We start from the raw sequence: 21559 nt of genomic DNA, 5'->3' as shown, positions 1-21559 counted from the left end.
GGTAGGGAAGGATGGGCGGGGCAAAGTCCGCGCATCCGGGAGGCGAAGCATCGTGATGGGGTTCCTGTTGGGGGCCGGTGTGGGGTACGTGCTCGGCTCCAAGGCCGGCCGTGCCCGCTACGACCAGATCATGCGCACCTACCGACGGATCGCCGATCACCCCGCGGTGCAGGGTGCGGCGGGGATCGCGCGGGCGAAGATCGGGGAGAAGGTCGGCGAGAAGGTCCGCCGCCGCTAGCGGAAGCGCAGCGGGTCGCCGGTTCCGACGACGCCCGGTCGGATGACCTTCGCGTAGGCGCCGATCGTCAGGTCGTGGTCTGTCAGCGCGGCGAGGAGGTCCGGGCGGTCCGGTTCCCGGTCGAGCGCGTGGCCGATGACGGCGCAGCGGACGGCGAGGCCGGTGATCTCGACCTCGGCGGTGCCGATCTCCAGCCTGCGGCCGATCCAGTCGTCCTCGACCCGGTTGTCGCCCGCGCAGTCGACGAGGATGTTGGGCCGGAACCGCCGCCAGTCCACCTCGGCGTCGCCGACCTGGTCGGCCATCCAGCGCAGCGAAGCGCCCGTCAGCAGGTGCACGGGCGAGTCGTCGAGGTGGGAGATCTCGGCCTCCTCGGCCACCGTCACCGGTGCGCCGACGACCTCCGAGACGGCCCCGTGCACCTTCGGGTCGACCGTGGCGTACTCGCGGCCGTCGGGCAGTTCGACGACCGTGTGGATGCCCCAGAGCACCCGTGAGGACATCTCCAGCAGACGCGGCAGGTAGGTGAACCGCCGAGTGCTCTTGCCCGACCCGAACTTGCCGTTCTCGGCGCGCAGCGCCCATCGGCGGTCGCCGACGACTCCGCGCTCGTCGAGTTCGATCACCTCGATCGACTCCCCGCGCAGCGCCTTGACCGGGTAGCGGGCGACCAACTCGACCTTCAACGCGCCGCTCACGGAGTCCTCGCCACGAAGAAGATCCTACGGAACGAGAACCACGTCGTGCCGTCCGAACGCGGCGGATACGCCTCCAGCATGCGCGGGGCGATGGCCGAGCGGAAATCCGCCCACTCGCCGTCCGACAGCGCCGCGCGGATCGGTCGCAGCGCGGTCCCGGTGACCCACTCCAGCGCGGGATTGCGGCCGCTGAGGCGATGCTGGTACGTGGTCTCCCAGGCGTCGACGTCGCAGCCCGCGTCCGCCATGACCTCGGCGTACCCGGCGGGGTCGAGCACGGTGCCGTCCTCGCGCAGGACGATCGACTCAAGGCGCTCCCGCCAGTGCGGTTCACGGGCCAGTTCGCGGATGATCCGGTGCGACGGGGCGGCGAAGTTGCCCGGCACCTGGACGGCGATCCACGCGCCGGACGGGAGCCGCCGGACCCACTCGCGGAGCAGCTCGACATGGCCGGGGACCCACTGCAGGGCGGCGTTGCTGATCACGACATCGGTGTCGTCGGCGGGCTGCCAGCTCTCGATGCCGCGCACGTGCGCGGCCACCCCGCGAGCGCGGGCGGCCTCGACCATCTCCGGCGAGGAGTCGAACCCGGTCAGCTCGGCTCGCGGCCAGCGCAGCGCGAGGGTCTCGGTGAGATTTCCCGGGCCGCACCCGAGGTCGACCACCGCCCTGGGCGACTCAGCGCCGACCCGGGCGACCAGATCGAAGAACGGACGTCCGCGGTTGTCGCCGAAAGCCAGGTACTTCTCGGGGTCCCACATGCAGCCTCCCGCTAACAGTACGATCGTACTGTTAGCCTAGCCGTCCAGGTCGTGGTCCGCGAGGTCTTTCGCCTCGGCGATCTTGGCCGACACTTCGGCGACGACAGCGCGCACGGCGTCGAGATCGGTTCCTGGGTCGGGCCGCACCTGCAGGACAGTGCCGTCCTGACCAGGCACTTTGCGTTGCACGAACCACGCTCCCCCACCGGGAAGCTCGCGGTGGTGCCGCGACCGGATCGACCCGGTCACCCGCTTGTGCACCGCTTGCGGCAGCTTGCCGGGGGCTTCGACAACGATCTTGAGCGGCGGGAGGTCGGCCAGGACGACGGCGTCTCCGACCGTCTCCGACTCCTCGGCCTCGATGATCACGAAGACCCCGCTCGCCCAGGTCGCCTTGGCGACGCGGTGCCAGCCGATCCGCCGGGCTCCTTCGCCATCGGGCACCCAGAGACCATGGGAAGTGGCGACAAGGTGTCCGCCACCGCGCACGGTCGCGGCGGCCGCGACCGCCTCGTCGGCGTCCAGCTTGCCCGGGAAACCCTTGGGAACACCGCCAAGCAGCCGGTCGAGGAACCTCATGCCATGCCTCCGGCGGCCTGCTTGCCCAACGCCTTGTACCACTCTTCCATCGCTACCAGGTCACCCCAGAGCGCGCGGGCTTCGTCCGGCTGCTCGATCGGCGAGACCCGCTGCAGCCGCGACTTGATGTCGGCGATCTGGCGGGCGACAAGCTCACGCTGCAAGGCGGCGAGGATGGCCGAGGCGTAGCGCTCGGCGGCGGCGTTCTTGTTCGGCAGCGGCATCGGCTCGACGGCCAGCTCGCTGACAAGCGCCTTCACCGACTGCGCCGTGCAGTTCTTGGTCACCGCTTCCAGCAACTCGATCCCGGCGAGCCCGCACGCGGTGCCGCCCGCGTCCAGGATGGCGCGGTGCAGCGCGGCGTACGCGGGGCCGGTGAAGACCTCCATCGGCAGCGAGTCGTACATCGGGCCCGCGAGCGCCGGTTCCTGCAGCGCCAGCTTGAGCACCTCGCGCTGGGCGTTGAGCCGCGGGTCGCGCGGGTCGGGCTTGGGCGGTCCCTCGACGTCCACGGCCAGCGCGCCCTGGTTCGGGTCCACGGGCCTGCCGCGGCGCACCGGTGTGGGGCCGCCCGCGTTCTCCCGGACCCGGCGCACGACGGTGGCCACGTCCTCGTAGCCGACCCAGCCCGCGAGCTGGCGCGCGTACTCGTCACGTAGGGAGTGGTCCTTGATCCGAGCCACCATCGGGACCGTGCGGCGCAGTGCCTCGACCCGGCCCTCGGCGGTGTCGAGGTCGTGGGAGGCGAGTTCGGCGCGGATCGCGAAGGCGAACAGCGGCTGCCTGCGGGCGACGAGGTCGCGCACGGCCACCTCGCCCTTGGCCTGCCGCAGCTCGCAGGGGTCCATGCCGTCGGGGGCGACGGCGATGAAGGTCTGCGCGGAGAACTGCTGGTCGTCGTCGAACGCCTTCAACGCGGCCTTCTGACCGGCCTCGTCGCCGTCGAAGGTGAAGATCACCTCACCGCGGAAGGCGTCGTCGTCCATCAGCAGGCGACGCAGGACGAGGATGTGCTCGGAGCCGAACGCCGTGCCGCAGGACGCGACCGCGGTCAGCACACCGGCGGCGTGCATGGCCATGACGTCGGTGTAGCCCTCGACGACGACGACTTGGTGCCGCTTGGCGATCTCCCGCTTGGCCATGTCGAGGCCGAAGAGCACCTGGGACTTCTTGTAGATCGGGCTCTCACTGGTGTTGAGGTACTTCGCCTGGATCTGGTCGTCGTCGAAGAGCCTGCGCGCGCCGAAGCCGACGACGTCGCCGCCGATGTCCTTGATCGGCCAGAGGAGCCTGCGGTGGAACCGGTCGATCGGGCCCTGCCTGCCCTCCTTGGCGAGACCGGCCTTGATCAGTTCCTGCACCTCGAAGCCGCGGCCGAGGAGGTGCTTGGTCAGCTTGTCCCAGCCCGCGGGGGCGTATCCACAGCCGAAGGTGGCCGCGGCGGCCTGGTCGAACCCGCGCTCGGCGAGGAACTCGCGGGCGACGATCGCGTCGGGGCCGCGCAACTGCTCGGCGTAGAACTCGGCGGCGGCGCGGTGCGCGTCGACGAGCCGCGAGCGGGTGCTGCGGTCGCGCTGGACGCTGGTCCCGCCGCCTTCGTAGGTGAGCTGCAGCCCGACCCGTTCGGCCAGCCGCTCGACGGACTCGACGAACGAGAGGTGGTCGATCTTCATCACGAAGGCGATCACGTCGCCGCCCTCGCCGCAGCCGAAGCAGTGGAACGTCCCATGCGTCGGCCGCACGTTGAACGACGGCGTCTTCTCGTCGTGGAACGGGCACAGCCCCTTGAGCGCGCCGCCACCCGCGCTGCGGAGAGCCACGTACTCGCCGACGATCTCGTCGATCCGGCTGCGCTCGCGTACCTGCGCTATGTCACTTTCCCGGATTCGCCCAGCCACAACAGACGAGTCTAGGCGCGGTGCCCTGAGCGACGACCGGCCGGTCATTAGGATGGAGCCGTGACCGTAGGCGACGTCGCGCTGGCCGAGCGCTTCACCGAGCACCGCACCCACCTGCTCGGCGTGGCATACCGCCTGACCAGCACCCTGACCGACGCCGAGGACGCCGTCCAGGAGGCGTGGCTGCGACTGTCCGGTTTGGACGGACAGGCCCGCGAGGAGATCCGCGACCTGCGCGGCTGGCTCACCACCGTCGTCGGCCGCATCTGCCTGGACCGCCTGCGCTCGGCCACGGCCCGCCGGGAGCGGTACGTCGGCCCCTGGCTGCCCGAGCCGGTGATCACCCCGTTCGGCACCCCGACCAGCGAGGACCCTTTGGACGCGGTGGTCCGCGACGACGGCGTCCGCATGGCGGCGCTGGTCGTCCTGGACAAGCTGACGCCGGAACAGCGCGTGGCGTTCGTCCTCCACGACGCGTTCGGTGTCCCGTTCGGCGAGATCGCGGCCACCCTGGGCTGCACGGACGCCACCGCCCGCCAACACGCCTCCCGCGGCCGCCGAGCCGCGGCTGACGCCGACCCACCACCGCGCGCCGCCATGGCCGAACAGGGCGCCCTGATCCAGGACTTCCTGGCCGCCCTCGCCTCCGGCGACCTTGGTCGGATAGTCGGCCTCCTGCACCCGGAAGCCGTCCTCATCGGCGACAGCGACGGCAAGGCCCGCACCGCCCGCCAGCACGTCGTCGGACCCGACAAGATCAGCCGCTTCCTGCTGGGCCTTATCCAGATGTACGGCCTGGACAGCATGGGCGCGGGCCAACTGGTCCTCGTCAACGGCGACATCGGCATGGCCCTACCGGACGTCCCCAGCGACGGCACCCACCGAGAACTGTCCCGACGGGTGACCACCTTCGCCGTCCGCGACGGCAAGATCGCCACGATCTACGACATCGTGAACCCGGACAAGCTCACCCACTACACGAGTTGACCGGGCAGGCGCTCCACCACCACTGAGGCCACCAATCCCCGGGGCCCTTCCAGCCCCGCCCCGGTGACCCGGCACGGCACAGGACGGCTCAACTCAGCCGGACGCACGGCTCGACCCAGCCGGACCCAACTCGGCACAGCCCGGCCCAGCGCAGCCCCACACGGCTCGGCGCAGCCGACCCAGCCAGACAGCGCAGGCGGACATGGCTCGGCCCAGCCGGACACACGGCTCAGCTCAGCTCAGCGGACACGGCTCGGCCCAGCCGGACACACGGCTCAGCTCAGCTCAGCGGACACGGCTCGGCCCAGCCGGACACACGGCTCAGCTCAGCTCAGCGGACACGGCTCGGCCCAGCCGGACACACGGCTCAGCTCAGCCCCGCTTAACGCAACCCGACACTGCACCGCACGTTCAGGTCCAACCCGCCGGCACAGACTGGCTGGCTGGGCACCGCACCGATCGGGCGCGGGACACCTCAGCCCCGCCCCCACAGCGCCCCGACAGCCCCCGGCGCGCGACCAGCACACCCGCACGCCGCCGCCACGTAGTCCCCGTAGCGCGCCGAGCCAGTCGCCGCCTAACCGCTCTGCGACCTCGGTCCTCCCACTGCTCTTTCCCGCGTGGGCCCGCGCGGGACGTGCGGATCAGTTGGTCGGCACCCGGCAGGCGTCGCCGCTGGTGAAGCCCTGGTCGACGATGCCCAAAGCGCTGTTGACGCGGGCCCGCATGTTCTCCAGGCCGATCTGGTAGCTGAGTTCGATCACCCCTTTCTCCCCGAACGCCTCCTTCAGCTCAGCGACCTGCTCGTCGGTCACGGTGCCCGGGCTGGCGGTCATCGCGTCCGCGTAGGCGATGGCGAGTCGCTCGTGCGCGCTGTAGGCATCCGATTCGGCGTAGTTGTCGATCTCTTTCAGTCGCTCGATGTCCAGCCCCTCGTGCCGCTGCAACATGGTGCCGAAGTCCACGCACCACGAGCAGCCCAACTGCTGCGCCACCCGGTACACCGCCAGCTCCCGGACACTGGCGGGCAGTTCCTTCGACGCCTTCTCCACCGCCATCTCATGTCGAGCACTGGCGATGAGCAGCTTGCGGTGGTGTGCCGACACCGCGAACGGTTCCGGCACGGCCCCGAAGCGGCGCTTGGCGAACCAGTACATGGCCCGCACCAGCAGCGGCGCGTCCTTCTGCGTGACACCAGCGATTCGCGACATGTCGACCTCCTCAGGTCGGCCCCCGATCCGGGCCGTTCACGATGAGGACGACACACCTCGAGAAGGTGTGACAGCTCGACTCAGGACGGGTCTGTGACCCGCGCCATGAAGTACACCGCGCCGGTGTCGACGTGCCGGACGAGCAACAGGAACGGCTTGTCCACGACCACCTCTACCGGTTCGGCGGGCATCGACATCAACCGCATCATCACCGCCGTCGCCGCCGCGCCCTCGAATCCGTCTTCGTCGACCTTCAGCACCGACTCGTGCAGGATCGATTGCACGGCGAGCGGGTCGGGACTGATTCCCGACAGGTCCGCTTTGTCGCCGAACACCGTGGTCACCCCGAGCCCCCGCAATGCGATCGACAGCTCGGCTTGCGTGGTCAGCTTGAGCTTCGGCAGGCTCAACGCGACCTGCGTCGACTCAGGCGCACTGAGCAGTGCGCCAAGGGCTTCGGCGGTGAGCGTCGGTTCGATGTCGGCTAGGTCGCCGTCCGGAAGCAGGATCACCGCCTCCACGCCTCCGACCGCGGGCAGCGCGACAACGACCCAGCCATCAGCCTTGGCATAACCGACCTGTTCGTTCAACTCCATCGTGGGCACGTCCACCGAACCCGCCGGAGTCTGGAACGACTTCGGCTCGGTGGCGTGCTCCCGAAACTTCTTGCGCCACGCGCACTTCAGATACAGCGCGTTGACCAAGGCCGACACGGTGTCGGTGTCGATCGACCCCTCGGGCAGCAACTCGGGGATGAGACCCCGCGTCGTCTCGGCGACGTCGGCGTTGATCTCGTCGCGTGCCTTTTGGGGCTCGTGCTGGAAAGGCGCGTTGCGCACCGATCCGTCCGACCACCGGGACAGCTCGTCGACGAAGGCGTCCTCGACTGTGATCTTCGCATCCGCCCAAAGCGTGTTCGCGACGGCGATCGCGGGTTCGTCCTCGTCCCGTGCCGGTTTGTCCAAGGTGGCCGCCCCCGCGATCGTGGCGGTCAGCTCGTCCAGCGGACCAAGGAGGTCGACCAGTTCCTGGCGACTGTCGCCACGGGCGCCTAGAGCAAGCAAACCGAGCGCGCTGGCCACCGAGTAAGGCGACCAACACACTTGTTCGGTGGGCTTGCCCGCTACCGCGCGGTGCAGAGCAAGAGCGAAATCGAGATGCGACACGGCTTGACTCCCCGACTTGTGATGTCCGTCAGTCGAGTGTGCCACTTCACAGCGATCAGGCTCGGAAGTTGTCCACAAGCTCCGCGTGCCAGACGATCGCCTGGGCGTCGGTCAGCGACGCGACCTGGTCGACCACCACCCGAAGCCGTTCCGCGTCGTCCGCCGCGGCATGCCATGCGGGCAGGAACGCGGGCTCCAGCACAGCTGGGCCGCGTTCGGTCAACGTCTCCACCAGACTGGCGATCAGAGCGCGCTGTTCGCGTTGCATGGCCAGCCGAACCGGGTCGCTTAAAACGAAGTGCACGGCCATCGCCTTGAGCAGTGCGACCTCGGAGGCCACCCGCTCCGGCACGACCAGATCAGCCGCGTACCTGATGAGCGGCCCTGGACCGTGTGCTTCGCGCGTACCGGTGACCGCGGCGGCGGCGAACCGGCCCACCAGCTCGCTGGTCAGCCGCTTCAGCGCCACCTGGGCGTCGAGCGACCCGTCGTACTCCCTTTCCGCGAGGTCGCCGACGACCGGAAGGTCCAGCAGCACGGTCGCTGCCTCCTCCAGCGCCGAGATGGGTTCGGTGGAGAAATGTTTGGCGGCCAGCTCGGCGATCACCGCGCGTTCCGTCGAGTCGGCCAGGGCGCTCAGTGAGATGCGGCCTGCCCGTACCCCGTCCTCGACGTCGTGCACTGAGTACGCGACGTCGTCGGACCAGTCCATGACCTGCGCCTCTATGCACCGGCGATCACCCGGGGCGCCGTCGCGCATCCAGTCGAACACCGCGAGGTCGTCCTCGTAGACACCGAACTTCCGGATGCCCGCGCGGCGCGGCCACGGGTACTTCGTGGCGGCGTCGAGCGACGCCCTGGTCAGGTTCAGGCCGTGACCGAGGATCTTCGGTTCGAGGCGGGTCAGGATCCGCAATGTCTGTGCGTTGCCCTCGAAACCCCCGCAGGCCTGCGACGACTCGTCCAGCGCGCGTTCGCCGTTGTGACCGAACGGCGGGTGGCCGATGTCGTGGGCGAGTCCCGCGGTGTCCACGATGTCCGGATCGCAGCCGAGTTCCTCGGCGATCCCCCGGCCGATCTGGGCGACCTCGAGCGAGTGGGTCAGCCGGGTTCGCGGGATGCCGTGCACCTCGGAGCCCTCATTGGGGCCTACGACCTGGGTTTTTCCCGCGAGCCGCCGCAACGCGGCCGAGTGCAGGACTCGCGCGCGGTCGCGGCTGAACGGGGTGCGCACGGCAGGCCAGGAGCCGGGAAGGGCCGCGACCTTGGGCGGCTCGGCGAACAGCCGTTCGCTGTCATGATCTGAGTAGCCGGGGCTCACGGGCTGAGGGTACGTGCCGGTCAGCCGACTTCGCTGTCGAGCACGATCCCATCGGCCGGGGCTTTGGTCGCGCGGTAATAGAGCAGCGCGGCGGTCTCGCGAAGGATGTAGCGGGCTTGCGTCTCGCGGGTCTGCACGATCGGCCCCGAATGCGTCGGCGACGTCCAGGCATCGATCCCCGCGTCGTGCGCCATGGTGCGGGCGCGCAGGGAGTGCCACGGGTCGCTGACGATCACCGCTGAGCCCCAGCCGCGCTGCCTGACCTCGGTCGCGACGGCGCGCATGGTGCCTAGAGTGTCATTGCCCTCGCCGACACCGATGACCTTCTCCTTGGGCACCCCCCGGTCGACGAGCCACTTTCGGCCCGCCTCCGCTTCGGTGAAACGATCCCCGGCGCGCCTGCCGCCACCGGTGACGACGTACTCGGCGACACCTTCGTCGTAGAGGGCTTTCGCCTTGCGCAGGCGGGCTTCCAGGACCTTCGACGGTTTGCCCGCGTACTGGGCGGCGCCGAGTACCACGACGACATCGGCGTGATCACGATCATCGACCCGGCCGACCTGCCACACCCGGAACGCCGTGCCGCCGACGACCAGCATGCTCATCAGCGTCATTCCGATGAACAGCCGGCGGAAAAAGCGCAGGACGGGACGGGGGTGGGGAGACACAGTCCGCATCCTTTCACCAATCGCGCACGGGGGTGGCCCGGGGACTGTACGTGATGGTCATGACGAATCCCCACACCCCGGACCGAGTTGTCCACAGACACGCCACATCATCCACAGCGGAACCCGCCACCCTGGTGAAGCCGCCAAGATCACGATTTGCTCGAGGCATGGAATCCAACCGAGCCGTGCTCGATCTCGACCATCTCCCGAGCCTGTTCCCACACCGTGTCGCCCGCGCGTCGGAACTTGTCGCACTGGGGCTTTCCGGGCGCAGCATCCAGCACCGATGTCGGCGAGACGGGCCGTGGCAACGACTTCAGCCGGGGGTCGTGCTGCTCAGCGACGCCCCGCCGGTGCGCACCCAACGTCTGCAGGCGGCGCTGCGAATGGTGGGCCCGGAGGGTGTCGTGACCGGCCGGGAAGCGATGTGGCTGCATGGTTTGCCGCTGCCCCCGATGGGAGCCATCCACCTGCTTGTCCCGGACCGCGGGCCGCAGCGAACCGACGGCTCGGTCACCGTGGAGCGTACCCATCGTCCACCGGACCCTCTGTGGCGTAAGGGTTTCGCCACGGCCCCACTCGCTCGGGCGACTGTGGATGCCTGTCGGCGGACACCGACATTCGGGGAGGTCCGCATCCTCGTGCTCGAAGCCGTGCACCGGGGCGGCGTGAGCCTCGACGCCGTGCACGACGAACTCGCGCGCGGCTCCACTCGCGGAACGACGTTGCTGCGGCAGGTCTTGGGCGACATCGATCGGGGCATCCGGTTGGCGGGCGGCCGGATCGCTCGCGAACTGGTCGAGCGGGCCGGGCTGCCACCGCCCCAGTGGGGTGCGCGCCTGAGCACGCCCGACGATGTCCACCTCGGCTTGGTCGACGCGTGGTGGGACGACATCGCGATGGCCTGGGACGCCGACATCCACCGTCCCTGGGCACCGCGCACCGAACACACGGTGTCGACCAGGGCCGCTCGCCTCACCGCGCACGGTGTGGTGTCCGTGCACACCACACCAGGCCGAATCCGCGACGACACCGCGGCCGTCGTGGACGAACTGCGCGGCGCCTACCGGTTGGCGTCGGCCCGACCGAGGCCGGAGGTGGTGGCCTCCTGAGCGGCACTCAGCAGCCGATGAGCTGACCAGCCAGGTACGACTCCAACTGGTCCATCGAAACACGGTCCTGCGACATGGTGTCGCGTTCCCGGACGGTCACCGCGTGGTCGTTGAGGGTGTCGAAGTCGACGGTGACGCAGAACGGGGTGCCGATCTCATCCTGCCTGCGGTACCGGCGGCCGATCGCCCCGGCGTCGTCGAAGTCGACGTTCCAGTGCTTGCGCAGGCTCGCCGCGAGATCACGGGCCTTCGGCGAGAGGTCCGCGTTGCGCGAAAGCGGGAGGACAGCGACCTTGATCGGCGCCAGCCTGCGGTCGAGCCGCAGGACGATCCGGGTGTCGACACCGCCCTTGGCGTTGGGTGCTTCGTCCTCGGAGTAGGCGTCGAGGAGGAAGGCCATCATCGGGCGGCCCACGCCTGCGGCGGGCTCGATGACATAGGGCCGGTAACGGTTTCCGGTGGCGTGGTCGAAGTACGACAGGTCGACCCCGGAATGGTTGGAGTGCGTCGTCAAGTCGAAGTCGCCGCGGTTGGCGATGCCCTCCAACTCACCCCATTCCTGGCCGCCGAACCTGAAGCGGTACTCGATGTCCACGGTCCGCTTGGAGTAGTGCGACAGCTTCTCCTGCGGGTGCTCGTAGACCCGCAGGTTGTCCTTGGCGATACCCAGATCGGTGTACCAGCGTGTCCGCTCGTCGATCCAGTACTGGTGCCATTCGTCGTCCGTGCCGGGCTCGACGAAGAACTCCATCTCCATCTGCTCGAACTCGCGGGTGCGGAAGATGAAGTTGCCAGGAGTGATCTCGTTGCGGAACGACTTGCCGATCTGACCGATACCGAACGGCGGCTTGCGACGGGAGGTGGTCTGCACGTTCAGGAAGTTCACGAAAATGCCCTGCGCGGTTTCGGGGCGCAGGTAGTGCATTCCCTCTTCGGTTTCCACCGGGCCGAGATGGGTCTTGAGCATCATGTTGAACTCGCGCGGCTCCGTGTACTGCCCGCGGTTGCCGCAGTTCGGACACGGCACGTCGGACAGGTCGAAGACCGGGGTGGCCTCCCCCGCGCCGACGGCCACGTCCTTGCCGGTCCGGGCCGCGTATTCCTCGGCCAGTTGATCCGCGCGGAAGCGCTTGTGACAGGAGGTGCACTCGACCAGCGGGTCGTGGAAGGCGTTGACGTGCCCGGATGCGATCCATACCGGGCGCGGCAGGATCACCGACGAATCGAGACCCACGACGTCGTCGCGTCCCTGCACCATCGTTTTCCACCAGGCGCGCTTGATGTTGTCCTTGAGCTCCACGCCGAGCGGGCCGTAATCCCACGCCGACCTCGTGCCGCCGTAGATCTCGCCACACGGGTACACGAAGCCTCGACGCTTGCAGAGACTGACCACGGTATCGATCCGGTCGGCTGACACTGATCCTCCACGGGGAACTCAAAGTCGCAGGCGTGGAGAATATCCCGGCGAATCGTTTCCTCGATCGGGGGAATGAGCGTGTTCAAAGGGATGAACAAGCAAGGTCAAGAACTACGGATATGGCGGATATTCACCCACTGGACTGATTGCACCGAAAGCGTTCCAGTACAGGCGGGCCATTCACGGCCACGTCGCACCGGGGTCACTCGTCACCGAGGTTCGGCAGGGCCGCCCGCTTCGCCGAGGCGCACGGTCGCGGCGTCGGCGGCAAGCAGGCTCGTGTGCCTGCGGACCGTCGCGGGGTCGGCTTCGAGCACGATCTCGTACGCGGCGGTCTCGGCGGCGTCCGCCTCGGCGAGGAACGGGATCACGTGTTCACGAACCTCGAAGGGAGACATCGACTTGCGGTAGGCGGAAACGGAGGCGAACTCGACCGTCAACACCCAGGTCTCGGCGGACTCGGTGGACCGCACGAGCAGCCCACGAAGGCAGCCGCGCTGGGCAAGCAGCAGTTCCAGCGCCCGGTGCGCGCGAGTGGTGAACGGCTCGGGTTCGGTGACGGTGAACCGGGCGATCAGCAACACGGCGGCGGCCTTCCAGGCGGTGGTGCGAGGACGCCGCACGGTAGCCCACCCGGCGAGCCCGCCCGTGGCCACCATCGCCCACCCGCGGCGGCTTCCACGCCATGCTCGGCGGAGGCGGGAACGATCCTGCTGCCCCACGGCCGGTCGGGGCTGCAGCGGGTAGTGGTGATGACGACTGCATCGCTGTAGCAGCGACAGCGCGGCGGCGACGGCTGCGGCGGCAGCGCTGGCTGCGGCGGTGGCGCTAGTACCGAGCGGGGGCTGGCCGCAGCGGCGGCGGTGGAGACGGCTGCGCTAATTGCGCTGACTGCGGCGGCGGTAGCGCGGCAGCGGTAGCGCGGCAGCGGTAGCGCGGCAGCGGTAGCGCGGCAGCGGTAGCGCGGCAGCGCGGCACCGACGGTGGCGGTAGCGCGGCGGTAGCGGTGGCGGCGGCCACGCCGGGCTGCCCGGATTTGCGCCGGGCTGCGCTGACTCCCGCGGCGCTGGTCCCAAGCTGGGGCTGGCCACAGCGGCAACGGTGGCGGCGGCGCTTTGCGCACGGCAGCGCTGTCGGCGGGCTGCGCTGCGGTGGCGGTGGCTGCCGCGGTGACGGTGCTGGCAGTGGCGGCGCTGGCCTGCTTGGTGTGGTCGGCGGGCTCTGAATGGCGCGGCAGACGGAGCGGAGCGGGCGGGCGCCTTCTAAGCTCTTGGCCGCAGGTCGAGTGCTGTTGGGGCAGGTTCCACTCGGAGCGAGATCACACAGGAGGCACCGTTGCGCCAGGGTCGGTCCACTCGGGCACCGCTCATCGCCGGTCAGGGGCCGTTGGCGAAGGTGCCGCCGCTGTTGGCGTTTCTCGTGGTCATCGGCCTGTTTACCGCGGGCGTGCTGGTCCGCGGGGTGCTTGGCGCGGCGTTGTTGGGGTTGCTGGCGGCGGGGGTCGCCGTGTTGTTGGCCGCCACTTGGCAGGCGCTCTCGCCGGGGCACCGGCTCGGGCGGGTGCTCGTCCTCGTACTGCTCGTCGCGGTGGCTTTGTCGGTGGTGTGAGCAATGCCCGCACGTCGCCGTGACCTGGAAATAGAGTGACCGCCTAGGATGTTGAACACGGTAACCAAATCCGGCGGAGTCCACTGTCGGTACAGCAGGAGATGAGGACGTCGATCGTGACCTCGGAAGCCGCGTCGCACGAGCTGCGGGCAGCCGCCGAGCAGCACGAGCACTCCCCTGACCGTCCCGCCGTTCCCCCCGCGCACCGACGGCCCGCCACCACGCTGACCGCCGCGGGAGACCTCCTGCGCGCTCTGGCCGCGCCGGTGCGGATCGCCATCGTGCTGGAGTTGCGGGAGGCCGACCGCTGCGTCCACGAACTGGTGGACGCGCTGAATGTGGCTCAGCCGCTCATCAGCCAGCACCTGCGCGTGCTGAAGTCCGCGGGCGTCGTCTACGGCGAACGACACGGCCGCGAAGTCGTCTACCGGCTGGTGGACGAACACCTGTCCCACATCGTCGTCGACGCAGTCGCCCACGTGGAGGAAGGCAACCCGCAGTGACCGCGACCGACCGCGCCTCAGCCACTGTCCCCGGCAAGCGTTCGACGAAGCAGCGCACCGCCGTGACCCAGTTGCTCGACCAACTCGACGACTTCCGCTCCGCTCAGGAACTGCACGAGGAACTGCGCAAGCGCGGCGAGGGCATCGGCCTGACGACCGTCTACCGCACCCTGCAGTCGCTCGCGGACGCGGGCGAGATCGACGTACTGCGCACTGACTCCGGTGAGGCCATCTACCGCCGGTGCTCAAGCCACCACCACCATCACCTGGTGTGCCGCGAATGCGGACACACCGTCGAGGTGGAGGGCCCCGCCGTGGAGCGGTGGGCCGACCGCGTGGCCGAGGAGAACGGCTTCTCCCAGGTCAGCCACACCGTCGAGATCTTCGGCACCTGCGCCAACTGCGTCTGACCGCCAACGCGAGATCGCGGCAAACCTCAGTCTGGGGCAACGCGCGAGTGGTATGAACGCCCGGTGGATCACGAAGCGGAAGCGCGGGCGTTCATCGCCGACACGACCGGGTGGGACGGCGAGGCCGTCGACCTCGCGCTGACGGTGCTGCGGGACGAGGGCACGAACGATTACCACCTGGACGCCAAGACGGGCGGTCCGATCGGCGACATCCGCGAGAAGGCCCGCAGGCGCCTGGCGGAGATGTCGCACCTGCACGGGGTAAGCGGCGAGGACCCGGGCGCGCTCTGGCTGGAAGTCCAGCAGGCCTCAGCAGATCTGATGAAGGCGAAGTCGCGGGCGTACGCGAACTTCAAGAGTGGCTACGGGAGCCCGGAGGACGACGCCGTAGCCATCGAGGCGGCAGCGCACGCCCTGGCCACGCTGTGGCGCCGCATGGCGGCCGCGCAAGCCGAGCCTTGGCGAAAACTGGCCGCCCACCACACCGCGAGCCGGTTCGACTCGGTGGCCCGCACGGCGCAGCACCGCAAGAGGGGCTGAAGCACACGGTTCCGGTCTGACACGGCCTGCGGCCCAGCCATGCCCGGCCGAAGGCTTGCGAACTCTCCTCGCCCGCGTGGCTCACCAGGCCGACTCAGTAGAGAACCCCCGACTCGCCCGATCAAGAACCAGCGAACTCGCCCCACCCACCGGGCTCACCTGGCCGACTCGACGGAGAACCCCGACAGACCAACTCGCCCGACCAAGAACCAGCCAACCCGCCCCACCCACCGGGCTCACCAGGCCGACTCAGCGGAGAACCCCGACAAACCAACTCGCCCGACCAAGAACCAGCGAACTCGCCCCACTCACCTGGCCTACCTGACAGGGGGCCGGTGCCGCGCGAAAGCCGCGCCGCATCGGGCCGTGCCGCTCTCACCGGAACTGGCGCGCGGCAGTCGCCGGCGACGGACCGTGACAGACCAGCTCGCGCGAGCCAGATCACCGATTACCGCCTGACCCGGCCCGCCGATGTGTCGCGGGCCGGGTCAGCTTGTCAGGCCTCGTACGGGTTTTCGGGCTGGGGGATCTGGACCATGGACGCCACCGTCATCGACGGGACGTAGTCCGTCTCCTTGGTGGCGGTGCCCGGCTGGAACTGGCCCGTCACCTCCAGCCACGTGTCGTTCGCCAGTCCCGCGGTGCCCGGGCCGTCGAGCTTGACCTTGACCGGGAAGGCGTCGGCGGCGCAGCAGGCGATGGACAGGCGGGCCAGGTAGGTGGCGCCGTCCTGGGTCACCACGAAGCCGGTCAGGCGCACCGTCCGGTTGTCGAGCGACTTGCCCGAGTCCCAGGCCGCGCGGGCGGCGAAGTCGCTCATCGCCAGGGAGACGACGTCGCCCTGAGGGATGGGCGGGAACGCGGTGGAGCCGTCGGTGCCCGACGAGCGGGTGGCGGCGGCACGGTTGTCGCCGCGCATGACGGAGTCGGCGCCCAGGGCGGGCGGGGCCACCAGGAAGATCGCGAGCACCGGGAGCAGCAGCAGCCACGCGCTCTTCGCGGAGTGGTGGTGGTCGCCGTGTTCGTCGGTGTGATCGTCGTGGTGGTCGCCGTGGGCGGCCGGGGCCGGGGCGGGCTCGGCACCGTCGCTGTCGGCGCCGAAGTTGAGCTTCACCGCGGGCTGCGCGGGCTCACGGGTCGACATCAGGTCACGCCCGATGGACACCGCCGCCAAGGCGACCATGATCAGGCCGCCCGCGATCAGCCAGTACTGGTGGGCGGGCTTGACATAGAGCAGGTAGGTGCCGGTGAACGAGATCTTCAGCAGCGCACCGCCGACCAGGACCAGCAGGATGTTCTGCGTTTCGCGCCTCATCCGACACCCCCGAGGAAGATCACGCCTGAGATGACCGCGCACGCCACGGCCACGATGAACGTGGCGGGTGCGAAGCGGATCGCGAAGGACTTGCCGAAGGTGCCCGCCTGCAGGGCGAACAGCTTCACGTCGATGGCCGGGCCGACCACCAGGAAGACCAGCTTCGGCAGCAGCGGCATGCCCGCGATGGAGGCGGCGACGAACGCGTCGGCCTCACTGCACAGGGCCAGCAGCACCGCGAGGACGGCCATCACGATGACGCCCAGGATGATCTGCTCGCCGAGCGTGTTGATCCACTCCCGCGGGATCGCGACGTTCAGCACGGCGGCGGTGAAGCCGCCGATGACCAGGAAGCCGCCGGCGTCGACCAGGTCGGCGCGGGAGGTCTCGAAGAACATCCGCCAGCGGGAGCGGCCGTCCTGCTCAGGCAGCCTGCGCAGGGCCCGCTCGATGATCCACTCGGCCTTGCCGAAGCGGGCCCACAGCCAGCCCATGATGATCGCCGTCGCGAGCGAGCCGACCAGGCGGGCCGCGACCATGCCCGGGCTGTTCGGGAACGCGACGCTGGTGGCGACCAGGACGATCGGGTTGACCGCGGGCGCGGCCAGCAGGAACGCCAGCGCGACCGACGTCGGCACGCCCTGCTGCATGAGCCTGCGGGCCACCGGGACCGCGGCGCACTCACACGTCGGCAGCGCCACGCCCGCGACACCCGCCACGGGGACGGCGAAGGCCTGCTTCTTCGGCAACATCTTGTCGAGCAGCGTCGCGGGCACGAAGGCCGCGATGGCGCCGCTGATCATCACGCCGAGGACGAGGAACGGCAGCGCCTGGACGCAGACGGCGACGAAGATCGTCGAGCCGGTCTGGATGGCCGGGACGTCGAGCCAGGACGCCAGCCATTGCTGCCCGATCAGGGCGACGACCAGCAGGCCGCACAGCACCTCAAGGGAGGTGATGCCGCGCTTGGGCTGCTCGGCCGGCTTGGTCTCGGCTCGGTCGGCCACAGCGACACTGGACGTCGCCTCGGCCTCGGACTGCGCGGTGGCGCCGTCCTGAGCAGGCGAAACGGCCTCGACAGGGTCGGCTTGGTCAGCCGGTTCTTTGCTCATCAGCGCAGGCTCCGACGGTGCAGGGTGGTCACGCGGCGAATGATGCCATTATGCGCATCACGTTGGGGAGTCCCCAGTAGCACTTTGTTCACTGGCTGTTCCCAGCAACTCGGTCCTCAACTGTGAAGCAGTGGAAACGACCAGCATGAGCAGGGTCCCGAGCGCGCTGACCCCCAGGCCGTCGGCCGGGAACGCGTAACGGAGGGTCACATCCATCCCCCGGTCCGTATGGACCACGCCGAGTGTCCCGAACAGCCCCTGCCCCGCCCGTTCGGCCGCGGAGATGGCCAGGGCGGGCTCGTCGGGCAGGTCCCAGGCGACCACGCAGGTCAGGCTGAGCACCGTGAGGCCCTCGGCGAGCTGCATCGCCTGCACGGCCGAGGGCACGTCGCCGTGCCGGAAGGTCAGCGCGCCGTCGTCGTCGACGTTGACGTCGTGGTAGCTCTCCAGGGCCTCACGGGCCTTGGTGAGCAGGTCAGCGGTCGTGACGGCCTCGCTGGTCATGCGCCTCCTCCTGGGTTGAGCTGGGCGGCCACCTCGGCCGAGTCGGCCGCGGCGCCGAACCGGCGGTCGCGGCGGGCGTAGGTCTCGATCGCCTGCCAGAGGTGGAGGCGGTCGAAGTCGGGCCACAGGACGTCCTGGAACACCATCTCCGCGTACGCCGACTGCCACAGCAGGAAGTTCGACGTGCGCTCCTCCCCCGACGGCCGGATGAAGAGGTCCACGTCGGGCATCTCGGGCTGGTAGAGGTACTTCCCGATCGTGCGCTCGTCGACCTTCTCGGGGTTGATCTTCCCGGCGGCTGCGAGCCGGGCGATCTCGCGGGCCGCGTCACCGAGTTCGGCGCGGCCGCCGTAGTTGATGCACATGGCGAGGTTGAGCACGTCGTTGTCCTTCGTGCGCTCCTGCGCGGACTCGAGCGTGTTGATGACGCTGCGCCACAGCCGCGGCTTGCGGCCCGCCCAGCGGACGCGGACACCCATCTCGTCCAGTTCGTCGGTGCGGCGGCCGATGACGTCGCGGGAGAAGCCCATGAGGAAGCGGACCTCCTCGGGGCTGCGCCGCCAGTTCTCGGTGGAGAACGCGTAGAGGGAGAGCCACTTGACGCCCATCTCGATGCAGCCGCGCGCCGCCTCGACGACCTGCGCCTCGCCGCGCTTGTGTCCCTCGATGCGGGTGAGGCCGCGCTGGTTGGCCCAGCGGCCGTTGCCGTCCATGACGATCGCGACGTGCTTGGGCACGAACTCGGCCGGGATGGCGGGTGGGCGGGCGCCGGAGGGGTGCGGTTCCGGGGGCGCCACCGGGCGTCCCGACTCGCGCCTGCTGTCCCGCCGCCGTCGCAGCACCGCAACTCCCTCACTCGCCGGATTGACCGCAATGACAGTACTGACCGACGGCGCGGGACCTTCAACCGACTGATTCCCGGACCGCTACGGCGATTCGCGGGCAGGCGTGCGTTCCTCGACGCGACGGCGTTCGACCAACGGCAGCGACCGGAGTTGGCGTTCGAGGTGCCACTGCAGCAAAGCCGCGACCAGGCCGCTGGCCTCGCGCCGCGATGACTCAGTGGACCTTTCGGCGATGTCCCAGACGCCCGTGGCCAACGCGTCCATGAGAGACAGCACCTCGAACGGCGGGCTCGCCGAGCCCGGGGGCTTGCACTTGGGGCACACCGACCCGCCCGCGTGCACGCTGAACGCCCGGTGCGGACCGGGGTCGCCGCAACGGGCGCATTCGGTGATCGCCGGTGACCAGCCGGCGAAAGCCATGGCGCGCAACAGGAACGCGTCGAGGACCAGCGAGGCGTCGCGTTGGCCGTCGGCCAGTGCGCGCAGCGCCCCGGCGACGAGCAGGTACAGCCGGAAGACGGGTTCGCCCTCCTCCGCCGACATCCGGTCGGCGGTCTCCAGGACGACACACGCCGCCGTGTAGCGCTGGTAGTCGTTGACGATGCCCGCGCCGAACGCGTCGAGGGTCTGGACCTGGGTGATCACGTCGAGGGTCCGTCCCGTGTAGAACTGGACGTCGACGTGCGCGAACGGCTCGACCCGGGCGCCGAGCCGCGAGGTCGTGCGGCGCACACCCTTGGCCACGGCGCGGACCTTGCCGTGCTTCTGCGTGATGAGCGTGATGATCCGGTCGGCTTCACCGAGTTTCTGCACGCGCAGCACCACGCCGGTGTCGCGATACAGGCTCACCGGCACATTCTCACACGTACCACCGACTGAACGGCTCGAACGGGAGGTTCCGCGCCACGAACCAGGCCGCGAGGACGCCCATCAACACCGGCGGACCCCACCGCGGCCAGGTCAGAGCCCTCCCCCGCGCCCACTGGACCGCCGCCCAGACGAACAGGGGCAGCACGAGCAGGGTCACCGCGTTGTAGTGGACCGCGTCGAGGACCCTGCCGTGGAGCAGGCTGTAGACCATCCGCAGACCACCGCAGCCTGGACAGCACAGGCCGACCCACTTCGACGGGCAGACGAGCCCACCCGGCGTCGTCGGGTCGGTGGCGAGCACGTAGGCGCACCCCGCGACCACGCCCGCGCCGAGTGCCGCCCACCGGACGAGCACCGGTCAGATCCGCGGGTGCAGCAGGACCACGGTTCCCGCCGCCCGGTCCGCCAGGCCACACCTGCGCCCCTCGTCGAAGAGCGGGCTCACCACCACCAGCAACCCGGCAGCGACGGCACAGACGCCCGCCAGGGCGTCGGGAAGAAGGAGCCCCAGCAGCCCGTAGACCACGATCCCGGCAGCGCCCGGCAAGGTCCAGTGGCCCACGGCCCGCAATCCCGCCGACAGCGGGCCCGGGTCGGCGCCCGTCTCGGCGTCGACGACGCCGAGCCGCAGGAGTGCCTTACCCGGAGTGGACCCTCGGGCCGCCACGAGCGCGGTGTCGTAGGCGATCCCGACAGCGGCGATCAGGAGCAGGGCGAGCAGCCCGTTTCCCGGCCAGATCAGGGTCGCCGCGATGGCCGCCGGAGCCGCGACGGCGACGGTGTCGATCAGCCGGGCGGCGCACCGCCCGGCGACCGTCGCCAACGTGACCTCGCCCAGCTCGCCGATCTCGACCCGTTCCAGGTCCGCGCGGTGTGCTGAGGCCAACTCAGAACCCCAGGCGGCGGAGCTGCTTCGGGTCGCGCTGCCAGTCCTTGGCGACCTTGACGTGCAGGTCGAGGTAGACGCGCGTGCCGAGCAGGGCCTCGATGTGCTTGCGCGCGGTCGAGCCGACCGCCTTGAGCCGCTCGCCCCGGTGGCCCAGGATGATGCCCTTCTGGCTGGGCCGTTCCACATAGAGCAGCGCGTGGATGTCGAGCATGTCGTCGCGGCCTTCGCGCGGGATCATCTCGTCGACCGTCACCGCGATGGAGTGCGGCAGCTCGTCGCGCACGCCCTCAAGTGCCGCTTCGCGAATCAGTTCGGCGACAAGGGTCGCCTCCGGCTCGTCGGTCAGCTCGCCGCCCGGGTAGAGCTGCGGGCCCTCCGGCAGCCGCGCGACCAACAGGTCGGTGAGCGTCTGCACCTGGAAGCCGTCGACCGCCGAGACCGGGATCAGCTCGGCGAACTCCATCACGTCCTGCAGCGCGATCAGCTGCTCGACGACCTGGTCCGGGGACACGAGGTCGGTCTTGGTGATCACGCCGATGATCGGGGTCCGCTTGGCCACCTTCGCCAGTTCCGCGGCGATGAACTTGTCGCCGGGTCCGACCTTCTGGTCGGCGGGCACACAGAACCCGACGACGTCCACTTCGGACCACGTCTCGCGGACGATGTCGTTGAGCCGCTGGCCGAGCAGGGTGCGCGGCCGGTGCAGGCCCGGGGTGTCGACGAGGACGAGCTGGGCGTCGTCCCGGTGGACGATGCCGCGGATGGCGTGCCGGGTCGTCTGCGGCTTGCTGGAGGTGATCGCGACCTTGCTGCCGACGAGGGCGTTGGTGAGCGTGGACTTGCCCGCGTTGGGTCTGCCGACGAAACAGGCGAAACCGGATCGATGCCCTTCGGTGCTGCTGGTCAC

At 69.7% G+C, this 21559-nt stretch carries 25 protein-coding genes; 7 read left to right on the top strand and 18 right to left on the bottom strand.

Features of this window, described 5'->3' with window-relative positions:
* Positions 1-55: 55 nt before the first annotated feature.
* Positions 56-238 carry a hypothetical protein gene (locus C8E96_RS17965; protein WP_222719624.1) on the top strand — a complete coding sequence of 61 codons (183 nt, stop codon included), beginning with the start codon at positions 56-58 and terminating at the stop codon, positions 236-238.
* Here the strand turns inward: C8E96_RS17965 and C8E96_RS17960 are convergent.
* From C8E96_RS17960 to dnaG, 4 genes are read right to left on the bottom strand one after another with little or no spacing between them, the layout of a single operon-like run.
* On the bottom strand, positions 235-936 hold the full coding sequence (locus C8E96_RS17960) for an MOSC domain-containing protein (protein ID WP_091372140.1): 702 nt from the start codon (positions 934-936) through the stop codon (positions 235-237). The two genes, C8E96_RS17965 and C8E96_RS17960, sit on opposite strands and share 4 nt — an antisense overlap.
* Positions 933-1697: a trans-aconitate 2-methyltransferase gene (locus C8E96_RS17955; RefSeq protein ID WP_091372143.1), complete on the bottom strand. Its 765-nt coding sequence runs from the start codon at positions 1695-1697 to the stop codon at positions 933-935. The genes C8E96_RS17960 and C8E96_RS17955 overlap by 4 nt, the downstream gene beginning before the upstream one ends.
* 36 nt (positions 1698-1733) lie before the next feature.
* On the bottom strand, positions 1734-2276 hold the full coding sequence (locus C8E96_RS17950) for a hypothetical protein (protein ID WP_091372146.1): 543 nt from the start codon (positions 2274-2276) through the stop codon (positions 1734-1736).
* On the bottom strand, positions 2273-4174 hold the full coding sequence (gene dnaG / locus C8E96_RS17945; protein ID WP_091372149.1) for a DNA primase: 1902 nt from the start codon (positions 4172-4174) through the stop codon (positions 2273-2275). Before dnaG ends, C8E96_RS17950 begins: the two co-directional genes overlap by 4 nt.
* 60 nt (positions 4175-4234) lie before the next feature.
* Here dnaG and C8E96_RS17940 point away from each other — a divergent pair, with 60 nt between their 5' ends.
* Complete coding sequence (locus tag C8E96_RS17940; protein WP_091372152.1) at positions 4235-5161, top strand: sigma-70 family RNA polymerase sigma factor; 927 nt, start codon at positions 4235-4237, stop codon at positions 5159-5161.
* A gap of 644 nt (positions 5162-5805) precedes the next feature.
* Here C8E96_RS17940 and C8E96_RS17935 read toward each other — a convergent pair.
* The 4 genes from C8E96_RS17935 to C8E96_RS17920 all read right to left on the bottom strand — a co-directional run bounded on the left by C8E96_RS17935 (position 5806) and on the right by C8E96_RS17920 (position 9464).
* The gene (locus C8E96_RS17935; RefSeq protein ID WP_091372155.1) at positions 5806-6372 is read right to left on the bottom strand and encodes a carboxymuconolactone decarboxylase family protein; all 567 of its coding nucleotides are present in this window, start codon (positions 6370-6372) and stop codon (positions 5806-5808) included.
* 80 nt (positions 6373-6452) lie between these two features.
* Positions 6453-7538: a serpin family protein gene (locus tag C8E96_RS17930; protein ID WP_091372158.1), complete on the bottom strand. Its 1086-nt coding sequence runs from the start codon at positions 7536-7538 to the stop codon at positions 6453-6455.
* Between the two features lie 55 nt (positions 7539-7593).
* Positions 7594-8859 (bottom strand): deoxyguanosinetriphosphate triphosphohydrolase, encoded by a 1266-nt coding sequence (locus tag C8E96_RS17925; RefSeq protein WP_091372161.1) that lies wholly within the window; start codon positions 8857-8859, stop codon positions 7594-7596.
* A gap of 20 nt (positions 8860-8879) precedes the next feature.
* Complete coding sequence (locus C8E96_RS17920) at positions 8880-9464, bottom strand: YdcF family protein (RefSeq protein ID WP_407642632.1); 585 nt, start codon at positions 9462-9464, stop codon at positions 8880-8882.
* Positions 9465-9694: 230 nt separating this feature from the next.
* Here C8E96_RS17920 and C8E96_RS17915 point away from each other — a divergent pair, with 230 nt between their 5' ends.
* Entirely contained in the window at positions 9695-10639 is a 945-nt protein-coding gene (locus tag C8E96_RS17915; protein ID WP_133794552.1) for a hypothetical protein, read from the top strand.
* A gap of 7 nt (positions 10640-10646) precedes the next feature.
* On the opposite strand, the gene C8E96_RS17910 is transcribed toward C8E96_RS17915, so the two are convergent.
* Entirely contained in the window at positions 10647-12056 is a 1410-nt protein-coding gene (locus C8E96_RS17910) for a glycine--tRNA ligase (protein WP_091372170.1), read from the bottom strand.
* 209 nt (positions 12057-12265) lie between these two features.
* Complete coding sequence (locus tag C8E96_RS17905; protein WP_228769761.1) at positions 12266-12679, bottom strand: antibiotic biosynthesis monooxygenase; 414 nt, start codon at positions 12677-12679, stop codon at positions 12266-12268.
* 712 nt (positions 12680-13391) lie between these two features.
* On the opposite strand from C8E96_RS17905, the gene C8E96_RS17900 reads away from it, so the two are divergent.
* The 4 genes from C8E96_RS17900 (at position 13392) to C8E96_RS17885 (ending at position 15117) form a co-directional block, all read left to right on the top strand.
* A complete protein-coding gene (locus tag C8E96_RS17900) occupies positions 13392-13664 on the top strand; it encodes a DUF6703 family protein (RefSeq protein WP_228769762.1) in 273 nt (90 codons plus the stop codon).
* A 101-nt stretch (positions 13665-13765) separates the two neighbouring features.
* Positions 13766-14167: an ArsR/SmtB family transcription factor gene (locus C8E96_RS17895; RefSeq protein WP_091372174.1), complete on the top strand. Its 402-nt coding sequence runs from the start codon at positions 13766-13768 to the stop codon at positions 14165-14167.
* Positions 14164-14577 (top strand): Fur family transcriptional regulator, encoded by a 414-nt coding sequence (locus tag C8E96_RS17890; RefSeq protein ID WP_091372179.1) that lies wholly within the window; start codon positions 14164-14166, stop codon positions 14575-14577. Before C8E96_RS17895 ends, C8E96_RS17890 begins: the two co-directional genes overlap by 4 nt.
* Positions 14578-14640: 63 nt before the next feature.
* Positions 14641-15117 carry a hypothetical protein gene (locus C8E96_RS17885; protein WP_091372182.1) on the top strand — a complete coding sequence of 159 codons (477 nt, stop codon included), beginning with the start codon at positions 14641-14643 and terminating at the stop codon, positions 15115-15117.
* 496 nt (positions 15118-15613) lie between these two features.
* Here C8E96_RS17885 and C8E96_RS17880 read toward each other — a convergent pair whose 3' ends face one another.
* The 8 genes from C8E96_RS17880 to era all read right to left on the bottom strand — a co-directional run bounded on the left by C8E96_RS17880 (position 15614) and on the right by era (position 21559).
* Positions 15614-16432, bottom strand: a complete 819-nt coding sequence (locus C8E96_RS17880; protein WP_091372184.1) for a TIGR03943 family putative permease subunit — start codon at positions 16430-16432, stop codon at positions 15614-15616.
* Entirely contained in the window at positions 16429-17544 is a 1116-nt protein-coding gene (locus C8E96_RS17875) for a permease (RefSeq protein WP_091372187.1), read from the bottom strand. The genes C8E96_RS17880 and C8E96_RS17875 overlap by 4 nt, the downstream gene beginning before the upstream one ends.
* Positions 17545-17601: 57 nt before the next feature.
* The gene (locus tag C8E96_RS17870) at positions 17602-18048 is read right to left on the bottom strand and encodes a hypothetical protein (RefSeq protein ID WP_091372190.1); all 447 of its coding nucleotides are present in this window, start codon (positions 18046-18048) and stop codon (positions 17602-17604) included.
* Positions 18045-18890, bottom strand: coding sequence for an isoprenyl transferase (locus C8E96_RS17865; protein WP_091372191.1), 846 nt, complete (start codon positions 18888-18890; stop codon positions 18045-18047). Before C8E96_RS17865 ends, C8E96_RS17870 begins: the two co-directional genes overlap by 4 nt.
* 84 nt (positions 18891-18974) lie before the next feature.
* Positions 18975-19742: a DNA repair protein RecO gene (gene recO, locus C8E96_RS17860; protein ID WP_091372949.1), complete on the bottom strand. Its 768-nt coding sequence runs from the start codon at positions 19740-19742 to the stop codon at positions 18975-18977.
* A gap of 10 nt (positions 19743-19752) precedes the next feature.
* Entirely contained in the window at positions 19753-20118 is a 366-nt protein-coding gene (locus tag C8E96_RS17855) for a DUF2752 domain-containing protein (protein WP_091372194.1), read from the bottom strand.
* 3 nt (positions 20119-20121) lie between these two features.
* The gene (locus C8E96_RS17850; RefSeq protein WP_091372198.1) at positions 20122-20649 is read right to left on the bottom strand and encodes an RDD family protein; all 528 of its coding nucleotides are present in this window, start codon (positions 20647-20649) and stop codon (positions 20122-20124) included.
* 1 nt (position 20650) lies between these two features.
* Positions 20651-21559 (bottom strand): GTPase Era, encoded by a 909-nt coding sequence (gene era, locus C8E96_RS17845; RefSeq protein WP_091372200.1) that lies wholly within the window; start codon positions 21557-21559, stop codon positions 20651-20653.

This window comes from Actinokineospora alba, from assembly GCF_004362515.1.
GTDB lineage: Bacteria > Actinomycetota > Actinomycetes > Mycobacteriales > Pseudonocardiaceae > Actinokineospora > Actinokineospora alba.
The sequence above is the reverse complement of the archived record's forward strand: the minus strand, read 5'-3'. Positions and strand labels throughout refer to the sequence as shown.

Bases quoted from the DNA above. Each gene is read 5' to 3' on its own strand.
- C8E96_RS17965 (WP_222719624.1), top strand. From the start codon at position 56: ATGGGGTTCCTGTTGGGGGCCGGTGTGGGGTACGTGCTCGGCTCCAAG.
- C8E96_RS17955 (WP_091372143.1), bottom strand. From the start codon at position 1,697: ATGTGGGACCCCGAGAAGTACCTGGCTTTCGGCGACAACCGCGGACGT.
- C8E96_RS17950 (WP_091372146.1), bottom strand. From the start codon at position 2,276: ATGAGGTTCCTCGACCGGCTGCTTGGCGGTGTTCCCAAGGGTTTCCCG.
- C8E96_RS17935 (WP_091372155.1), bottom strand. From the start codon at position 6,372: ATGTCGCGAATCGCTGGTGTCACGCAGAAGGACGCGCCGCTGCTGGTG.
- C8E96_RS17920 (WP_407642632.1), bottom strand. From the start codon at position 9,464: ATGAGCATGCTGGTCGTCGGCGGCACGGCGTTCCGGGTGTGGCAGGTC.
- C8E96_RS17915 (WP_133794552.1), top strand. From the start codon at position 9,695: ATGGAATCCAACCGAGCCGTGCTCGATCTCGACCATCTCCCGAGCCTG.
- C8E96_RS17895 (WP_091372174.1), top strand. From the start codon at position 13,766: ATGAGGACGTCGATCGTGACCTCGGAAGCCGCGTCGCACGAGCTGCGG.
- C8E96_RS17880 (WP_091372184.1), bottom strand. From the start codon at position 16,432: ATGAGGCGCGAAACGCAGAACATCCTGCTGGTCCTGGTCGGCGGTGCG.
- C8E96_RS17875 (WP_091372187.1), bottom strand. From the start codon at position 17,544: ATGAGCAAAGAACCGGCTGACCAAGCCGACCCTGTCGAGGCCGTTTCG.
- C8E96_RS17870 (WP_091372190.1), bottom strand. From the start codon at position 18,048: ATGACCAGCGAGGCCGTCACGACCGCTGACCTGCTCACCAAGGCCCGT.